Source organism: Faecalibacterium sp. An122, from assembly GCF_002160895.1.
GTDB lineage: Bacteria > Bacillota > Clostridia > Oscillospirales > Ruminococcaceae > Faecalibacterium.
Map to the genome: position 1 here is coordinate 12,162 of NZ_NFLL01000002.1, position 14,662 is coordinate 26,823.

General features: G+C 62.8%; 16 protein-coding genes. 4 read left to right on the forward strand and 12 right to left on the reverse strand.

Features of this window, described 5'->3' with window-relative positions; all coding sequences use genetic code 11:
• Positions 1 to 177 precede the first annotated feature (177 nt).
• Genes atpC through B5E67_RS02060 form a run of 7 tightly spaced genes read right to left on the reverse strand, consistent with a single transcriptional unit; the run spans position 178 to position 6,477 of the window.
• Complete coding sequence (atpC, locus tag B5E67_RS02030; RefSeq protein ID WP_087382374.1) at positions 178 to 612, reverse strand: ATP synthase F1 subunit epsilon; 435 nt, start codon at positions 610 to 612, stop codon at positions 178 to 180.
• A complete protein-coding gene (gene atpD / locus B5E67_RS02035) occupies positions 612 to 2,015 on the reverse strand; it encodes a F0F1 ATP synthase subunit beta (RefSeq protein WP_087245188.1) in 1,404 nt (467 codons plus the stop codon). The genes atpC and atpD overlap by 1 nt, the downstream gene beginning before the upstream one ends.
• Before the next feature lie 5 nt (positions 2,016 to 2,020).
• On the reverse strand, positions 2,021 to 2,935 hold the full coding sequence (gene atpG, locus B5E67_RS02040) for an ATP synthase F1 subunit gamma (protein WP_087245190.1): 915 nt from the start codon (positions 2,933 to 2,935) through the stop codon (positions 2,021 to 2,023).
• Position 2,936: 1 nt separating this feature from the next.
• Positions 2,937 to 4,700, reverse strand: coding sequence for a F0F1 ATP synthase subunit alpha (gene atpA, locus B5E67_RS02045; protein ID WP_087382377.1), 1,764 nt, complete (start codon positions 4,698 to 4,700; stop codon positions 2,937 to 2,939).
• Positions 4,678 to 5,184: an ATP synthase F0 subunit B gene (locus B5E67_RS02050; protein ID WP_087364630.1), complete on the reverse strand. Its 507-nt coding sequence runs from the start codon at positions 5,182 to 5,184 to the stop codon at positions 4,678 to 4,680. Before B5E67_RS02050 ends, atpA begins: the two co-directional genes overlap by 23 nt.
• A gap of 17 nt (positions 5,185 to 5,201) precedes the next feature.
• Positions 5,202 to 5,597: an ATP synthase F0 subunit C gene (locus tag B5E67_RS02055; RefSeq protein WP_242956718.1), complete on the reverse strand. Its 396-nt coding sequence runs from the start codon at positions 5,595 to 5,597 to the stop codon at positions 5,202 to 5,204.
• Between the two features lie 37 nt (positions 5,598 to 5,634).
• Complete coding sequence (locus B5E67_RS02060) at positions 5,635 to 6,477, reverse strand: F0F1 ATP synthase subunit A (protein WP_087382380.1); 843 nt, start codon at positions 6,475 to 6,477, stop codon at positions 5,635 to 5,637.
• Between the two features lie 242 nt (positions 6,478 to 6,719).
• Here B5E67_RS02060 and B5E67_RS02065 point away from each other — a divergent pair, with 242 nt between their 5' ends.
• The gene (locus B5E67_RS02065) at positions 6,720 to 7,610 is read left to right on the forward strand and encodes a LysR family transcriptional regulator (RefSeq protein WP_087382383.1); all 891 of its coding nucleotides are present in this window, start codon (positions 6,720 to 6,722) and stop codon (positions 7,608 to 7,610) included.
• A gap of 26 nt (positions 7,611 to 7,636) precedes the next feature.
• Positions 7,637 to 7,924 carry a hypothetical protein gene (locus B5E67_RS02070; RefSeq protein WP_087382386.1) on the forward strand — a complete coding sequence of 96 codons (288 nt, stop codon included), beginning with the start codon at positions 7,637 to 7,639 and terminating at the stop codon, positions 7,922 to 7,924.
• An 82-nt stretch (positions 7,925 to 8,006) separates the two neighbouring features.
• Here the strand turns inward: B5E67_RS02070 and B5E67_RS02075 are convergent, their stop codons facing one another.
• Genes B5E67_RS02075 through B5E67_RS02085 form a run of 3 tightly spaced genes read right to left on the reverse strand, consistent with a single transcriptional unit; the run spans position 8,007 to position 10,158 of the window.
• Positions 8,007 to 8,444, reverse strand: a complete 438-nt coding sequence (locus B5E67_RS02075) for an aspartate carbamoyltransferase regulatory subunit (protein ID WP_087364625.1) — start codon at positions 8,442 to 8,444, stop codon at positions 8,007 to 8,009.
• A gap of 1 nt (position 8,445) precedes the next feature.
• The gene (gene pyrB, locus B5E67_RS02080; RefSeq protein WP_087245203.1) at positions 8,446 to 9,387 is read right to left on the reverse strand and encodes an aspartate carbamoyltransferase; all 942 of its coding nucleotides are present in this window, start codon (positions 9,385 to 9,387) and stop codon (positions 8,446 to 8,448) included.
• 15 nt (positions 9,388 to 9,402) lie between these two features.
• Complete coding sequence (locus B5E67_RS02085) at positions 9,403 to 10,158, reverse strand: GntR family transcriptional regulator (protein WP_087382389.1); 756 nt, start codon at positions 10,156 to 10,158, stop codon at positions 9,403 to 9,405.
• Between the two features lie 500 nt (positions 10,159 to 10,658).
• Between B5E67_RS02085 and B5E67_RS02090 the strand changes: the two genes are divergently transcribed.
• Positions 10,659 to 11,201, forward strand: coding sequence for a GNAT family N-acetyltransferase (locus B5E67_RS02090; protein WP_087382391.1), 543 nt, complete (start codon positions 10,659 to 10,661; stop codon positions 11,199 to 11,201).
• 54 nt (positions 11,202 to 11,255) lie between these two features.
• Here B5E67_RS02090 and pepT read toward each other — a convergent pair whose 3' ends face one another.
• Positions 11,256 to 12,473: a peptidase T gene (gene pepT, locus B5E67_RS02095; protein WP_087364620.1), complete on the reverse strand. Its 1,218-nt coding sequence runs from the start codon at positions 12,471 to 12,473 to the stop codon at positions 11,256 to 11,258.
• Positions 12,474 to 12,724: 251 nt separating this feature from the next.
• Between pepT and B5E67_RS02100 the strand changes: the two genes are divergently transcribed.
• The gene (locus B5E67_RS02100; protein ID WP_087245211.1) at positions 12,725 to 13,714 is read left to right on the forward strand and encodes a D-isomer specific 2-hydroxyacid dehydrogenase family protein; all 990 of its coding nucleotides are present in this window, start codon (positions 12,725 to 12,727) and stop codon (positions 13,712 to 13,714) included.
• Between the two features lie 238 nt (positions 13,715 to 13,952).
• Here the strand turns inward: B5E67_RS02100 and B5E67_RS02105 are convergent, their stop codons facing one another.
• Positions 13,953 to 14,615 (reverse strand): metallophosphoesterase family protein, encoded by a 663-nt coding sequence (locus B5E67_RS02105; RefSeq protein ID WP_087245213.1) that lies wholly within the window; start codon positions 14,613 to 14,615, stop codon positions 13,953 to 13,955.
• Positions 14,616 to 14,662: the final 47 nt, after the last annotated feature.

Consider the following 14,662-nt stretch of genomic DNA (forward strand, 5'->3'; position numbering starts at 1 on the left):
GCCTTTTCCAGATGCCAAAATTTGGCCCTGGTACTTTTAATACGGTCCTTCTGCCGTTTAGATTGCGAAAGAAGTATGACTGTTGTGTGATAAATCTGAGGAAACGCCCGGTGCAAAAAAAGCCCCCGCCCGAAGGCGGAGACTTTTCTGTACTTATAAGGAATCCGGCGCAGGGGATCAGCCCTTTTTCCAGTTCTGGAAGTCGCTGTGGACCTGCAGACGGCTGACGGCGCGGGCCAGGCTGTACTGTGCGATGCGGTACTCCTGAATGCTGCGCTTCTGGAGCAGCGCTTCCTTGGCCTCGTCGGCGGCCCGGCGGGCGCGGTTGGCGTCGATCTCCTCGGGGCGCTCGGCGGTATCCACCAGCACCAGCACGTCGTTGTTCTCCACCTTGATCAGGCCGGAGGAAACGGCGGCGATCTTCTCAACGCCGGCGTCGGGGCCCTCGGAGGGGCGGTAGTGCAGCTCACCGGGGAAGACGGCCGAAATCATGTTGGAGTGGTGCGCCTGGACGCCGAAGGAGCCGTCCGGGCTGGGGACGATGAGGTTTTCGCACTCACCCTCAAAGAACAGGTCGTCCGCCGCCAGGATGCGCAGGTGGAAGGTGTTCATTACAGCTCACCTGCCTCGATCTTGCGGGCCTTTTCGGGCACGTCCGAGATGGGGCCCACGTTGAAGAAGGCGGCCTCGGGGTACTGGTCCATCTCGCCGTCCACGATGGCGGCGAAGCCCTTGATGGTCTCGGACAGGGGGACGTAGACGCCCGGGATGCCGGTGAACTTCTCAGCCACGTGGGTGGGCTGGGACAGGAAACGCTGGACCTTGCGGGCGCGGCTGACCGTCTTCTGGTCCTCCTCGCTCAGCTCGTCCATGCCCAGGATGGCGATGATGTCCTGCAGCTCGCGGTACTTCTGGAGGATTTCCTGGACCTTGCGGGCCACGCGGTAGTGCTCCTCGCCCACGATGTCGGGCTCCAGAATGCGGGAGGTGGACTCCAGGGGGTCCACGGCGGGGTAGATGCCCTGCTCCACGATCTTACGGCTCAGAACGGTGGTGGCGTCCAGATGGGTGAAGGTGGTGGCGGTGGCGGGGTCGGTCAGGTCGTCGGCGGGGACGTAGACGGCCTGGACCGAGGTAACCGAGCCCTCCTTGGTGGAGGTGATCCGCTCCTGCAGCTCGCCCATCTCGTTGGCCAGGGTGGGCTGGTAGCCCACGGCCGAAGGCATGCGGCCCATCAGGGTGGAGACCTCGCTGCCGGCCTGGACGAAACGGAAGATGTTGTCGATGAACAGCAGCACGTCCTTGTGGGCCTCGTCACGGAAGTGCTCGGCCATGGTCAGGCCCGACAGGGCGACACGCATACGGACGCCGGGGGACTCGTTCATCTGGCCAAAGACCAGGGCGGTCTTGTCGGCGGTGCCGCTCTCGTTCATCTCGTGCCACAGGTCGTTGCCTTCGCGGCTGCGCTCGCCCACGCCGGTGAAGATGGAATAACCGCCGTGCTCCATGGCCACGTTGTGGATCAGCTCCTGGATCAGGACGGTCTTGCCGACGCCGGCGCCGCCGAACAGGCCGATCTTGCCGCCTTTGGCGTAGGGCTCCAGCAGGTCGATGACCTTGATGCCGGTCTCCAGGATTTCAACGGCGGGGTTCTGCTCCTCAAAGGGAGGGGGCTTGCGGTAGATGCTCTTGACGGGGGTGTCGGCGGGCACCGGCTCGCCGCCGTCGATGGGCTGGCCCAGGACGTTGAACATCCGGCCCAGAACCCGCTCGCCCACCGGCACCTGAATGGTGTGGCCGGGGGCGTTTACTTCCATGCCACGGGCTAGGCCCTCGCTGGGGGCCAGCATGACGCAGCGGACGGTGTGGCTGTCCAGATGCTGGGACACCTCCATCACCCGCTCGCTGCCCTCCACCGTGACGGTGAGGGCCTCACGGATGCGGGGCAGGGGCAGATTTTCAAACGTCACGTCCACGACAGGGCCCGAGACCTGTACGATTTTGCCTGTATTCAAGTGGGTCACACATCCTTTCGTTCTTTATGGGCTGCCTGGCGCTTGCGGCGCTGGGCCTTTGCACCCGCAGACACCTCGGTGATCTCAAGGGTGATGGCCGCCTGACGCACCCGGTTGTACTGCAGGGACAGCTCGTCCAGCAGCCGCTGGGCGTTCTCGTTGGCGGCGTCCATGGCGGTCATGCGGGCGTTCTGCTCGCTGCAGAAGCTGTCGATCAGGGCGCTGTAGATAAAGCCCGAGATATAGCTCTCGATCATATTGTCCAGCACGGTGACCATATCGGGCATAAACTCGAAGCTGTCGGAGGAGTGATCTTCTTCGGTGGAGGCAAAGTGGGCCCGGTGGAAGGGCAGCAGGCGGGTGCTCTGGGCGGCCGAGGCCAGGCTGCTGGCCATATCGGTGTAGACGATATAGATTTTCTTCCACTGGCCGGCGTTGAAGCCCTCCAGCAGGATGGAGCTGATCTCACGGGCGCGCTGCAAAGTGGGGTTCTGCGCCGTGTAGAGGAAGCTCTGCTCGATGGGGATATGGTGCTGGTTGAAATAGTGCCGCCCGTACTCGCCGACGACGAACAGCTTGGTGCCGGGGTGGTCGGCCAGGACCCGCATGGTTTCCTTGACGGCGTTCTGGTTGTAGGCGCCGGCCAGACCCTTGTCGGCGGTGATGACCAGGCAGGCGTAGGGCCCGCCCTTGATGTCGTCCTCGTGGGGCGGATAGAAATAGCGGCTGTGGATGTCGCTGGAAGTGCGGAAAATCCGCTTGATCTCGCCCCGCAGCGCCTCAAAATAGGGGCGGGTGTGGGCCAGGTCCTCCCGGGCGCGGCGCAGCTTGGTGGAGGAGATCAGGTACATGGCGTTGGTGATCTTCTGGGTCTCCCGGACGCTTTCGATCCGGTCTTTGATCTCTTTGGTGCTCGCCATGTCACTGCCCCTTCTTCTGATAGCCGGCCACGAAGGTGCGGGCCAGGTCGATGATCTGCTGGCGGTCGTCGTCGGACAGCAGGCCGGTGGAGTCGATCCGCTGGCACAGGGCTGCGTCCTGCTCCTCGAACCAGGCCAGCATCTCATGCTGGGCGTCGCTGATCTTCTCGGCGGGGATGGACTCCATGGTGTGGTTCAGAGCGGCCACCAGGGTGATGACCTGCTCGTGCTGGGTCAGCGGGTGATACTGCTTCTGGCGCAGCAGCCGCATCAGGCCCTGGCCGTAGGTCAGCTGGCGCTTGGTGGTCTCGTCCAGGTCGCTGGAGAACTGGGTAAAGACCTCCATCTCGCGGTACTGGGCCAGATCCAGACGCATGGCGCCGGCGGCCTTTTTCATGGCCTTGGTCTGGGCGTCGCCGCCCACACGGGACACCGACAGGCCCACGTTGACGGCGGGGCGCTGGCCGGCGAAGAACAGGTTGCTCTCCAGGAACAGCTGGCCGTCGGTGATGGAGATGACGTTGGTGGGGATATAGGCGGAGACGTCGCCGGCCTGGGTCTCGATGATGGGCAGGGCGGTCATGCTGCCGCCGCCCATGTCGTCGGACAGGTGGGCCGAACGCTCCAGCAGACGGCTGTGGAGGTAGAAGACGTCGCCGGGGTATGCCTCACGGCCGGGGCTGCGCTCCAGCAGCAGGGACAGGGCGCGGTAGGCGATGGCGTGCTTGGACAGGTCGTCGTAGACGATCAGCACGTCCCGGCCCTGGTGCATGAAGTACTCGCCCAGGCTGCAGCCGGCGTAAGGTGCGATGTACTGCAGGGAGGCGGAGTCGCTGGCCGAGGCGTTGACCACGATGCAGTAGTCCATGGCGCCGCGGCGGCGGAGGTTCTCGGTCAGCAGGGCCACCGAACTGGCCTTCTGGCCGATGGCCACGTAGATGCAGACCACGTTCTTGCCCTTCTGGTTCAGGATGGTGTCCAGAGCCACAGCGGTCTTGCCGGTCTGGCGGTCGCCGATGATCAGTTCGCGCTGGCCGCGGCCGATGGGGAACAGGGCGTCGATGGCCAGCAGGCCGGTCTCCATGGGCTGGTTGACGGGCTGGCGATGGATGATGCCGGGAGCCGGCCGCTCAATGGGATAGTAGGCGTCGGCCTGAATCTCCTGGCCGCCGTCGATGGGGTTGCCCAGGGCATCCACCACGCGGCCCAGGAAGGCGTCGCCCACCGGCATGCCGGCCACTTTGCCGGTGCGGCGGACCGGGTCGCCGGCCTCGATGCCGCTGCTGTCGCCGAACAGGACGCAGCACAGCTCATCGGGGCGCAGCTCCTGGACCATGCCGCGGATGCCGTTGGTGAAGTCCAGGACTTCGCCGTAGACGGCGTCCTGCAGGCCCGAAATGGTGGCGATGTCATCGCCCACCGTCAGCACGGTGCCGATCTCCTCGGGCTTGGTGCTGGGGGCCCAGTCCACAACGGTCTGGCGCATCAGGGGCAGCAGGTTGTCCTGGCGGACATCCAGTGCGTCGATCTTGCGGCGCAGCTGCTCCATGCGGCCCTTCAGGCTCCAGTCGTAGACGTCGGAGCCCACCTCCAGGCGGAAGCCGCCCTTCAGGTTGGCGGCCTTTTTCCAGGTGAGGGTTACGGTGCGGTCGGGGTAGGTGCGGGCCAGAAAATCCTCAAACCGCTGGCGCTGCTCCTCAGTAGGGGCCTCGGGGCTGTACAGAAAAGCGGCGGTGGCTGCTTCAGGCTTTTTCATGTTGCTCATTCTGTTTCCCTTCCTCTGCCAGGTTCAAAAATTCGTCGAAGGCGTCTTTGCTGGACTGCAGGGTCAGCTTGGCAGCGGCAGCCATGGCCAGCTCCTTGATTTCCTTCTGGGAATCGGCCACGGCCTTGGTGCGGATGCTCTCGGCGGCCTTCTGGGCGCCGGCGATGATCTGGTCGGCCTGCTCCTGGGCGCGGTTCAGCTGCTGCTGGGCGGCATCCTGGGCGATCTTCTGGCTCTCGGCGCGGCGCTGGCGCAGCTCCTCGTCCAGCTTGCTCAGCTGAGCCTGATGCTCGGCCTCCAGCTTCTCAGCGGCGGCCAGCTTGTCGGCGGCAGCCTTGTCCATCTCGGCATAGTGGGCGGTGCGCTGATCCATGAATTTCTTGATGGGGTTGTACAGGATGAAGTACAGACCGCCCACCAGGATCACGAAGTTCAGCATGTGCAGAAAAATCTGCTGCAGATTGATATTCAGAGGGAGATTCATTGTGGTACCTCCCGTGCTTACAGAACAAAGATAATCAGGATAACGACCAGCAGGGCGTAGATGATGGCGGTCTCGATAAAGACCAGGGTCAGCATCATAGAAGTGCGGATCTTGCCCTCGGCCTCGGGCTGGCGTGCGATGGCCTCAGAGGACTTGGCGCCCAGAACGCCCATGGCGACAGCGCCGCCGGCAGCAGCCAGGCCCACGGCGATGGCGGAAGCGAAAGCCTTGGCGGCGGTGGTGGAGGTGGAAGAATCGGCAGCCTCGGCCTCGGTCTCAGCCTGAGCGGACTGGGTGGTGGCAGGCTCGCTGGAAGCGGGCTCGTCGGCGAAAGCGGGGGCAGCCATGGTCACGACCATAGCCAGCATGACCAGCAGGACGGAAAGGACTTTCTTGATGTTCATCGTCTTCATAGTAGTGATAACCTCCTGAATTGGGGACAGCGATGGATCAGGCCGCAAGGGCGTCGCTGTTCTTTTTGTTTTTCTTGACTTTGGGCTGGACCGGCTCGGACACCTCGCCGTAATACAGGGCCACCAGCATGGTCAGCACGTAGCTCTGGATCAGGGAGTGGAGCATGGTGAACATGACGCCCACGATCACCGGCAGCACATAGCTGAGGGTGATATAGTAGTAGACCAGCTCGGTGACCAGCAGGCCGCTGAGCAGAGCGCCGAACAGTCGGAAGCTCATGGAGATGGGGAGCGAGAACTCCTTGAGGGTGCGGCCCACGCCGCGGATGCCCACGGCGCTCACGCCGCCCGACATAATGAACAGGTAGGACAGCACGCCCATGGCGATGGCGGCGTTGACGTCCGACAGGGGGGCCGGCAGGGCCAGCGAGTGGCCCGCAGTGGTCACCACCTGGACGCCCAGCAGCTCAAACAGGGTGCTGACAAAGATATAGGTGCCCGCACCGAAGAGGTAGGGGCCCAGCACCTTGTTGTTGTGAGGGCTGTTCTTCTCGGCCATCCCGCGGAAGGTATCCACCCACAGTTCCAGCAGCATCTGCAGCTTGCCGGGAACCTCCGTGAAATGGGGCACTGCGAAGATCCGCAGGCAGACAGCCAGCACCAGCAGCGCGGCCGTCACCACATAGGCCGAGATCAGGCCGGGGTTGACGTCCATGATCCCGAAAAGGCTCACCTGGCCGGTCTCGTGCAGCACAGCGTCCCGCATCACTGCCTTGACGCTCTCGCTCTCTCCGCCGGGGGTCCCGGTGAGGACAGAGGCGACTGCCAGCACCACGATCAGCACGAGCCACAGGATAAGACTCCGCTTATTCTGTTTCATGGTTTTGGAAAGACTCCTTTCATCCAACGATATTCAACCTGCCTGCCCGGCCGCCCCGGAGGGGGATTTGCCGGGCTTCGACCGCCGCCTCCCCGGAGGAAGCGGTTGTCAAATTGCAATTTTGGGTCGAGCGTATTATACTATTAATAGTGAAAATTGTAAAATATCTTGTTAATATGCTCGTAATATATTTTTTGTATGACAAATAGAGCATAATTCATAAAAAATAAGGGAAATTTTCTATGACGATCAACTACGATTACTACCGGATTTTCTATGTGGTGGCCCAGTGCAGGAGCTTCACCCGGGCGGCCGAGGTGCTGAAGAACAACCAGCCCAACATCACCCGCTGCATGAAAAATCTGGAGCAGGAGCTGGGGTGCAAACTGTTCCACCGGTCCAATCGGGGCATCAGCCTGACGCCGGAGGGGCAGCGGCTGTACCGGCGGGTGGCGGCGGCGGTGGAGGAGCTGCAGCTGGGGGAGGAGGAGATCCGCCAGGACGGCAGCCTGGAGAGCGGGTCCCTGTCCATCAGCGCCAGCGAGGCGGCCCTCCATATGATCCTGCTGGACAAGTTGTCGGCCTTCCGGGTGGAGTATCCGGGGGTGCACCTGCGGATCACCAACGAGACCACCCCCCAGGCCATCGAGCGCCTGCGGAACGGGGAGAGCGACTTTGCGGTGATCACGGCGCCCCAGCTCACCGACCGCACCCTCCAGCAGACCGAGCTGCTGCGGTTCCGGGAGGTGCCGGTCTGCGGCCCCGCCTACAGCGAGATTGCCTCCCGGCGGTGCACCATGGCCGAGCTGGCCCGGTACCCACTGGTGTGCATCGGCCAGGATACCAGTACATACGCCTTTTATCAGCGGTTCTTCACCTCCCACGGGGTGCCCTTCCGGGTGGACGTGGAGGCGGCCACCATGGACCAGATTCTCCCTATGGTGGAGCATGGGCTGGGCATCGGCTTTTATCCCGAAAAGCTGGTGGCCCCCAAGATTGCCCGGGGGGAGCTGTTCTGCGTCCCGCTGGAACAGCCGGTGCCCGAGCGGGCCATCTCCCTGGTGGAGGATATGAGCCGCCCCCGCAGCACCGCCATGAAGGCCATCCGGGAGATGATCTGCGGGAAAGGGTGAAAACCATAGAAAGGAGGAGACTGTCAATGCACAAGATGTGGGTCCCGGCGTTTCTGCTCTGGAGCTTTGCCGCCGTGTGGCTGGGCAACAGCGCACGGTTCATCCCGGCGGGGTACGCCTTTTATGTGTGGGGCGGGCTGGCCTGCGCGTTTGGCCTGGCGGTCCTCTGCTTTGGGCTGATGTACCAGGCGGCCCGGCAGCAAAAGGACGGCCGTGCAAAGAACCTCTGCTTTTTGTACCTGGGCCTGACGGTGGCCATGCTGGCGGCGGCCATCGTCATCGGCCGCCTGCCCGCGGACTTCGTTCTGGTGTGACGGTGTGACCAACAGGAAACCAAAAAGCCCCTGCTCTCCCGAAAAAGACAGCGGGGGCATTGTTTTGACTTAAAAGAGGGGCTTAGTCGCGGTTCACCTGCAGCTCCTGCTCGCAGTAGATGCAGCGATACTTCCCGTTGGCGCTCAGCTCAAAGATCTGGTCGCACTCCTCCTCGATGGAAGAGATGCACCGGGGGTTGCGGCACCGGACGATGTTCACCAGACGGCGGGGCGGCTGGGGCTTCTCCTTCTTGACCGGCTTGCCGTCGTGAATGGTGGTGACGGTGATGTTGGGGTCCAGATAGGCCAGCACGTCCAGGTTCAGCCAGGAGGAATCCCCCTCCACCTTGATGATGTCCTTGCGGCCGGTGGGGGACTTGTGGGACCGGGCGTTCTGGATCAGGGCCACGCTGGCGGAGCGGTTGCCCTTGATGCCCAGCAGATCCATCAGGCCCACGGCGGTTCCGGCCTTGATGTGATCGATTACAATGCCGTTCTGGATTTCGTCAATGTTCAGCATATCAGACGCCCTCCTTCGGCGCTTTGGGGTCAGGCAGACCCAGCAGAGTCATAATCAGGGCCATGCGGACGTAGACGCCGTTCTGCACCTGCTCAAAGTAGGCGGCGCGGGGATCATCGTCCACGTCCAGGGCGATCTCGTTCACGCGGGGCAGGGGATGCAGCACGGCCATGTCGGGCTTGGCCAGGGCCATCTTGTCCCGGGTGAGGATATAGCTGTTTTTCAACCGGATATAGTCCTCTTCGTTGAAGAACCGCTCCTTCTGGACGCGGGTCATATAGAGGATGTCCAGCCCGGGCATGGATTCCTCCAGGCTGCGGGTCTCGGCGTAGGGAATGTCGCTGCCCTCCAGCACATCGGTGATGATGTAGTCGGGCACGCGCAGTTCCTCGGGGCTGATGAGGACGAACCGCACACCCTCATAGCGGACCATGGTCTTGATGAGGGAATGGACGGTGCGGCCGAACTTCAGATCGCCGCACAGGCCGATGGTCAGACCGTTCAGAGTGCCCTTGCGGCTGCGGATGGTCATCAGGTCGGTGAGGGTCTGGGTGGGGTGCTGGTGGCCGCCGTCGCCGGCGTTGATCACCGGGATGCGGGAATAGCGGCTGGCCCGCAGGGGAGCGCCCTCCTTGGGATGGCGCATGGCGGCAATGTCGGCGTAGCAGGACACCACGCGGATGGTGTCGGCCACGCTCTCGCCCTTGGTGGCACTGGAAACGTTTTCACTGGGGAAGCCCAGCACATGGCCGCCCAGATTCAGCATGGCCGCCTCAAAGGACAGGCGGGTGCGGGTGGAGGGCTCGTAGAACAGGGTGGCCAGTTTCTTGTAGCGGGCCACCTCCTGGTAAGCGGCGGGATCCTCCCGGATGCGGCTGGCCAGATCCAGCAGGGCGTCGGTTTCCTCGCGGGTAAAGTCAAGCGGATCAATCAGATGGCGCATAGACAATTTGCCTCCTTATAACAGCTTGCGTAAGATGGAAAAATCAAAGAAATTGGTGTAATAACTGAATGCGCGCAGCACCGGCCGGCACAGACGGGTGTAGCACACCTCGTCCAGCAGCAGCATGGCCTCGCCGGGGGCCAGGCGCATGGCGGAACGGATGGTATCGTCCCCGCAGCTGGCCTTGATGTGGGCCACGGTGGAGGAGACCTGCTGGCCGCAGACCTGGTCCAGCACATCGAAGATGGAGCCGGCCAGATCCAGGCGGGTGTAGTCCCGCCCGCCCAGCAGGGCCTTGGGCAGGTAGTTGATGGAGTAGATGACGGGGGTGGAGTCGGCCAGCACCCGTTTGCGGATGCAGATGACCTCGGCCCCGGGCTCCAGACCCAGGCTGCGGGCCAGGTCCTCGCTGGCCCGGATGGGCTGGACCTGGATGCCGTCGGCGTGGGGGTAGCTGCCGAACGAGCGGATCAGGGGGTAATATTCCAGTTTCTGGTCCAGCCTGCTGCGCAGGGAGAGAACAGCGCGGTTGACCACCGTGCCGATCCCCCGGACCCGCTCCACATAGCCGGCCCGCTCCATGGTGCTGAGGGCGTCCCGGATGACCGTCCGGCTGACGCCCAGCTCTGCAGCCAGGTCCAGCTCGGCGGGCAGACGGTCTGCGCCGGCGTAACGGCCGGTGCGCAGTTCCTCCAGCAGCTGGGCGACCACGCGGTCGCTGATGACCGTTCCGCCCAGGCGGACCGTTGTGTCAGGGGTGGGTTCCTTCATGGCAATGCCTTCCTTTCCCCGCCGCCCAGACGGCGGGCTCCGCATCGTGTGAATTTGATTGTCCAGCGCCGCGGCCGCGCTGTGAAAAGTCATATCCTTTTATATTATACCATAGTCGCTGACGCTCCTGTGGTACAAAGTGGGCGCTGTGCGCCGATTGGAATAAATAACTGCTTTTGCAGTTATTATACCATAGTCGCTTCGCTCCTGTGGTACAAAGTAGGCGCTTTGCGCCGATCAAAAGTAATATCCTTTGGGATATTATACCATAGTCGCTGACGCTCCTGTGGTACAAAGTAGGCGCTTTGCGCCGATCAAAAGTAATATCCTTTGGGATATTATACCATAGTCGCTGACGCTCCTGTGGTACAAAGTAGGCGCTTCGCGCCGATTAAAAGTAATATCCTTCGGATATTATACCATAATTTGACAGGATTTAAAACCGGGATTATACTGGGAAACAAAAGCCGCGATGCACAGTGCAAAGGGAGGAAACCAAGATGGATTTAGTCCTGGAAAAGGTGAACGGTCAGCCGGCGCATCTGCCGGTGGAGCTGCGGCGCTGCGGTCCGGAGGACCTGGACGCCATGGAGCAGCTCCAGCGGGAGGTTCACGCCGGGATGCCTCACCCGGAACAGTTTGTGCCCGACACCCGGGACCAGCTGGCGGCCTGCATGGCGGATGGGGTCTGCGTGGGGGTGTGGGACGGCGAAACCCTGGGGGCCTACTTCACCCTGCGGTGCATGGGCTCCAGCCCGGAGAATTACGCCGCCTTCATGGGCCTGCCCCCGGCGGAATGGCCCCGCTGGGCCAACGCCGACAGCGTGGTGGTCTGCGCGGCCTGGCGGGGAAACGGCCTGCAGCGGACCATGGCCCGGGCAGCCTGCGGCTGGCTGCCGGAGGGGATTGTGGGCCTGGGGGCCACCGTCAGCCCCGACAACGCCTACAGCCTCCGCAACGCCCTGGCCGAAGGGTTTGAGATCGTCTGCCGCCGGCCCATGTACGGCGGCTTTGACCGGTATCTGCTGCGGAAAATCCTCTGAAAAACCCCGCAAAAGCGCCCCGGGCCTGACAAACAGGTACGGGGCGCTGTGTTTTTACTTGGCGTACAGGCTGATGATGTTCAGCAGCACTTCGGTGGCCTTGTCCATCCGCTCAGCGGTGGTGCACTCGAACACGCCGTGGAAGTTGAAGCCGCCGGTGCCCAGGTTGGGGCAGGGCAGACCCTTCCAGCTCAGGACGGCGCCGTCGGTGCCGCCCCGGACGGGGATTTCCTCCGGCTCCAGACCGGCCATCTGGATGGCGGTGCGGGCGGTCTCCACCAGGTGGAAGTGGGGCTTGATCTTCTCGATCATGTTGCGGTAGCCGTCCTTGATTTCGACGGTGACGGTGCCCTCGCCATAACGGCTGTTGAGCCAGGCCGCAATCTGCTGCAGCTCGCTCTTTTTGTATTCCAGGCAGTCGGCGTCGTGGTCGCGCAGGATATAGCCCAGCTTGGCCTCGTTGACGTCGCCGTACATCTGGCACAGGTGATAGAAGCCCTGGCGGCCCTCGGTGGTCTCGGGACGGGCCATCAGGGGCAGGGCCATGTGGAACTCCATGGCCACGTTGGAGGCGTTGATCATGGTGTCCTTAGCGCTGCCGGGATGAACCGACAGGCCCCGGATGGTGACGGTGGCCGAGGCGGCGTTGAAGTTCTCATACTCGATGCCGCCCACATCGCCGCCGTCCACCGTATAGGCAAAGTCGGCGCCGAAGCGGGGGATGTCGAACAGGTCGGCGCCCTCGCCGATTTCCTCGTCGGGGGTGAAGGCGATGCAGATCTTGCCGTGGGGGATCTCACCCTGCAGCAGGGTCTCGGCGGCGGTGAGGATTTCGGCCACGCCCGACTTGTCGTCGGCGCCCAGCAGGGTGGTGCCGTCCGAGGTGATGAGGGTCTCGCCCTTCATGGAGGCCAGGAAGGGGAAGGTGGATACCTTCATCACTGCGCCGGTGCCGGGCAAGACCACGTCCTGGCCGTCGTAATTTTCATGGATCACGGGCTGGACGTTCTCGCCCGAGGCGTCGGGGGCGGTGTCCATGTGGGCGATCAGGCCCAGGGCCGGCCGGTTCTCACAGCCGGGGGTGGCAGGGATGCTGCCGTATACATAGCAGTGCTCGTCCACAGCGGCATCCTCAATGCCCATCTCTTTCATCTCGTCCACCAGCAGACGGGCCAGGTCGAACTGGCGTTCGGTGGAGGGATGGGCCCCGGTGGTGGGGTCTGAGGTGGTATACACTCTGGCGTACCGCAGAAGGCGTTCGTAAGCGCGCATAACAGATCTCCTTTCAGCCGTCCGGCCTGGAAAATTTCCCGGCCCGGACCGGGGCGGCGGTGCAGTTTGGATTTGGTCCGCTCTTTAGCATACTCCATTTTTCGCCCTTTTACAAGGCCCGCGGTGCCGTGGGCCGCTCATCCCACAGGTGAGAAAAATTCACTCTGCACACCCCGCCGCGCCGGGCCAAAACGTGCTATCATTAGGGGCGGGGAAACCCATACAAAGAGACTGGGAAGGTGGAATGCCAAATGAAGATTTTCTTTTATACCCTCCGCCCCTACGACGAGCTGCCCTGTGCGCAGAAGCTCAGCGCCGAGACCGGCATCGCGTTTGAGGGCTGTGAGGAATACCCCAACCTGGAAAACGCCGCCCTGGCCGCCGGCTGTGACGCCGTCTCGATGACGCCCTGCGACATGAGCGCCGCCATGGTGGAGCGGTTCCACCAGCTGGGGGTCAAGTATATCTGCTGCCGGTCCATCGGCTACGACCATGTGGACCGCCAGAAGGCCCGCGAACTGGGGATGAAGGTTTCCAACGTGGATTACCCGCCCCGGGGCGTGGCCAACTTTGCCATCATGCTGATGATGATGTCCCTGCGCCGTGTGGGCCATATCCTCAAGCGGGGCGAGGTGCAGGATTACTCCCTCAAGGGGAAGATCGGCCGGGACCTGTCCGGCTGCACCGTGGGCGTCATCGGCACCGGCAACATCGGCCGGACGGTGCTGCAGCACCTGTCGGGATTCGGTTGCAAACTGCTGGCCTATGACCTCTACCCCAACCAGGAGGCCGCCAAGTATGCGGAATACGTGGACCTGGACACCCTGTTTGCCCAGAGCGACGTCATCACCCTCCACACCAACGCCACCGAAGCCAACCATCACCTGATTGACGCGGCCGCCCTGGCCAAGATGAAGGACGGCGTGGTGATCGTCAACACCGCCCGCGGCACCCTCATCGACAGCGATGCCCTGATCGCCGCCCTGGAGAGCGGCCGGGTGGGAGCCGCCGCGCTGGACGTGCTGGAGAACGAGAACGGCCTGTATTACTACAACCGTTCCGGCGACCCCATCGCCAACCCCGAACTGGCCCTGTTGCGCAGCTTCCCCAATGTGCTGCTGACCTGCCACACCGCTTTCTACACCGACGAGGACGTGGAGAGCATGGTGCGGGGCGTCTTTGAGAGCGCCGGGGCCTTTGCCGCCGGCCAGCCCACCCGCCACGACGTCAGCCTGAAATAACCCCGGGATGAATCTGAGAATGCAGACGTGCCGGACCGTTCGCCCCAAAGATGCAGCTGCAAGGCGCAGGAACGCCGCACTCCTCTGTGGAATGCAAGCGACTGCAACGCGGCAGATGCGCTTTGGGGCAGGAGGAGACGGCGCGGAGGCGTTTTCAGATCCACCCCATCGCTTACATACACAAAGACCCGCCCCGCGGCTCATGGTGAACCGCAGGACGGGCCTTTTTTGATTTGACTTATCGGGCAAAGGTGGTAAGGAACGAGCGGAGCGAGAAGGACTTGCCGATGGGCCGGTCCTCGAAATCAGGAACCTCGAAGGTATAGCGCTCGGTGGCATTGATGACGGTGATGCCGTTGTGGGAACAGACCCGGGGCAGGCGGCAGTCGTAGGACAGATGGATGTGCCCGTGGACGAACCACTGGGGCTGCAGCTCCTCCAGCAGACTGTTGAAGCAGTCAAAACCCTGGTGGGGCAGGTCGGTGCCGTCGTTGAGGCCCTTGGCGGGGGAATGGGTCAGCAGCAGGTCGATGCCTCCCAGACGCCGGACTTTGGGCCGCAGCCGGGCGATCCGGCGGCGCATTTTCTGTTCGGTGTACTGGTAGGGGCTCTCCCGGTTGTAGCGGATGGAGCCGCCCAGGCCCATCACCCGCAGGCCTTTCCAGACATAGACCTCGTCGTCCACGCAGATGCAGCCGCCGGGCTCCTGCTTGGCGTAGGCTGCGTCGTGGTTGCCGTGGACATAGAGGATGGGCGCGGCTGTGAAATTGGTCAGAAATTCAAGATAGCTGCGGGGTAAATCCCCACAGGAGAGGATCAGGTCAATGTCTTCCAGCCGTTCGCGGCATTGCGGACACCACAACGCCTTGGAGGCTTCGTCTGATATAGCGAGTATCTTCACGTTCCTTCATGCTCCGTTCTGTTAAATTCCTTTTACCGTTTGTCGTT

What these genes read in the sequence shown, in the direction of transcription:
- atpC (WP_087382374.1), bottom strand. Translation starts at nt 612, where the DNA reads ATGAACACCTTCCACCTGCGCATCCTGGCGGCGGACGACCTGTTCTTT.
- atpG (WP_087245190.1), bottom strand. Translation starts at nt 2,935, where the DNA reads ATGGCGAGCACCAAAGAGATCAAAGACCGGATCGAAAGCGTCCGGGAG.
- atpA (WP_087382377.1), bottom strand. Translation starts at nt 4,700, where the DNA reads ATGAGCAACATGAAAAAGCCTGAAGCAGCCACCGCCGCTTTTCTGTAC.
- B5E67_RS02050 (WP_087364630.1), bottom strand. Translation starts at nt 5,184, where the DNA reads ATGAATCTCCCTCTGAATATCAATCTGCAGCAGATTTTTCTGCACATG.
- B5E67_RS02055 (WP_242956718.1), bottom strand. Translation starts at nt 5,597, where the DNA reads ATGAAGACGATGAACATCAAGAAAGTCCTTTCCGTCCTGCTGGTCATG.
- B5E67_RS02060 (WP_087382380.1), bottom strand. Translation starts at nt 6,477, where the DNA reads ATGAAACAGAATAAGCGGAGTCTTATCCTGTGGCTCGTGCTGATCGTG.
- B5E67_RS02065 (WP_087382383.1), top strand. Translation starts at nt 6,720, where the DNA reads ATGACGATCAACTACGATTACTACCGGATTTTCTATGTGGTGGCCCAG.
- B5E67_RS02070 (WP_087382386.1), top strand. Translation starts at nt 7,637, where the DNA reads ATGCACAAGATGTGGGTCCCGGCGTTTCTGCTCTGGAGCTTTGCCGCC.
- B5E67_RS02075 (WP_087364625.1), bottom strand. Translation starts at nt 8,444, where the DNA reads ATGCTGAACATTGACGAAATCCAGAACGGCATTGTAATCGATCACATC.
- pyrB (WP_087245203.1), bottom strand. Translation starts at nt 9,387, where the DNA reads ATGCGCCATCTGATTGATCCGCTTGACTTTACCCGCGAGGAAACCGAC.
- B5E67_RS02085 (WP_087382389.1), bottom strand. Translation starts at nt 10,158, where the DNA reads ATGAAGGAACCCACCCCTGACACAACGGTCCGCCTGGGCGGAACGGTC.
- B5E67_RS02090 (WP_087382391.1), top strand. Translation starts at nt 10,659, where the DNA reads ATGGATTTAGTCCTGGAAAAGGTGAACGGTCAGCCGGCGCATCTGCCG.
- pepT (WP_087364620.1), bottom strand. Translation starts at nt 12,473, where the DNA reads ATGCGCGCTTACGAACGCCTTCTGCGGTACGCCAGAGTGTATACCACC.
- B5E67_RS02100 (WP_087245211.1), top strand. Translation starts at nt 12,725, where the DNA reads ATGAAGATTTTCTTTTATACCCTCCGCCCCTACGACGAGCTGCCCTGT.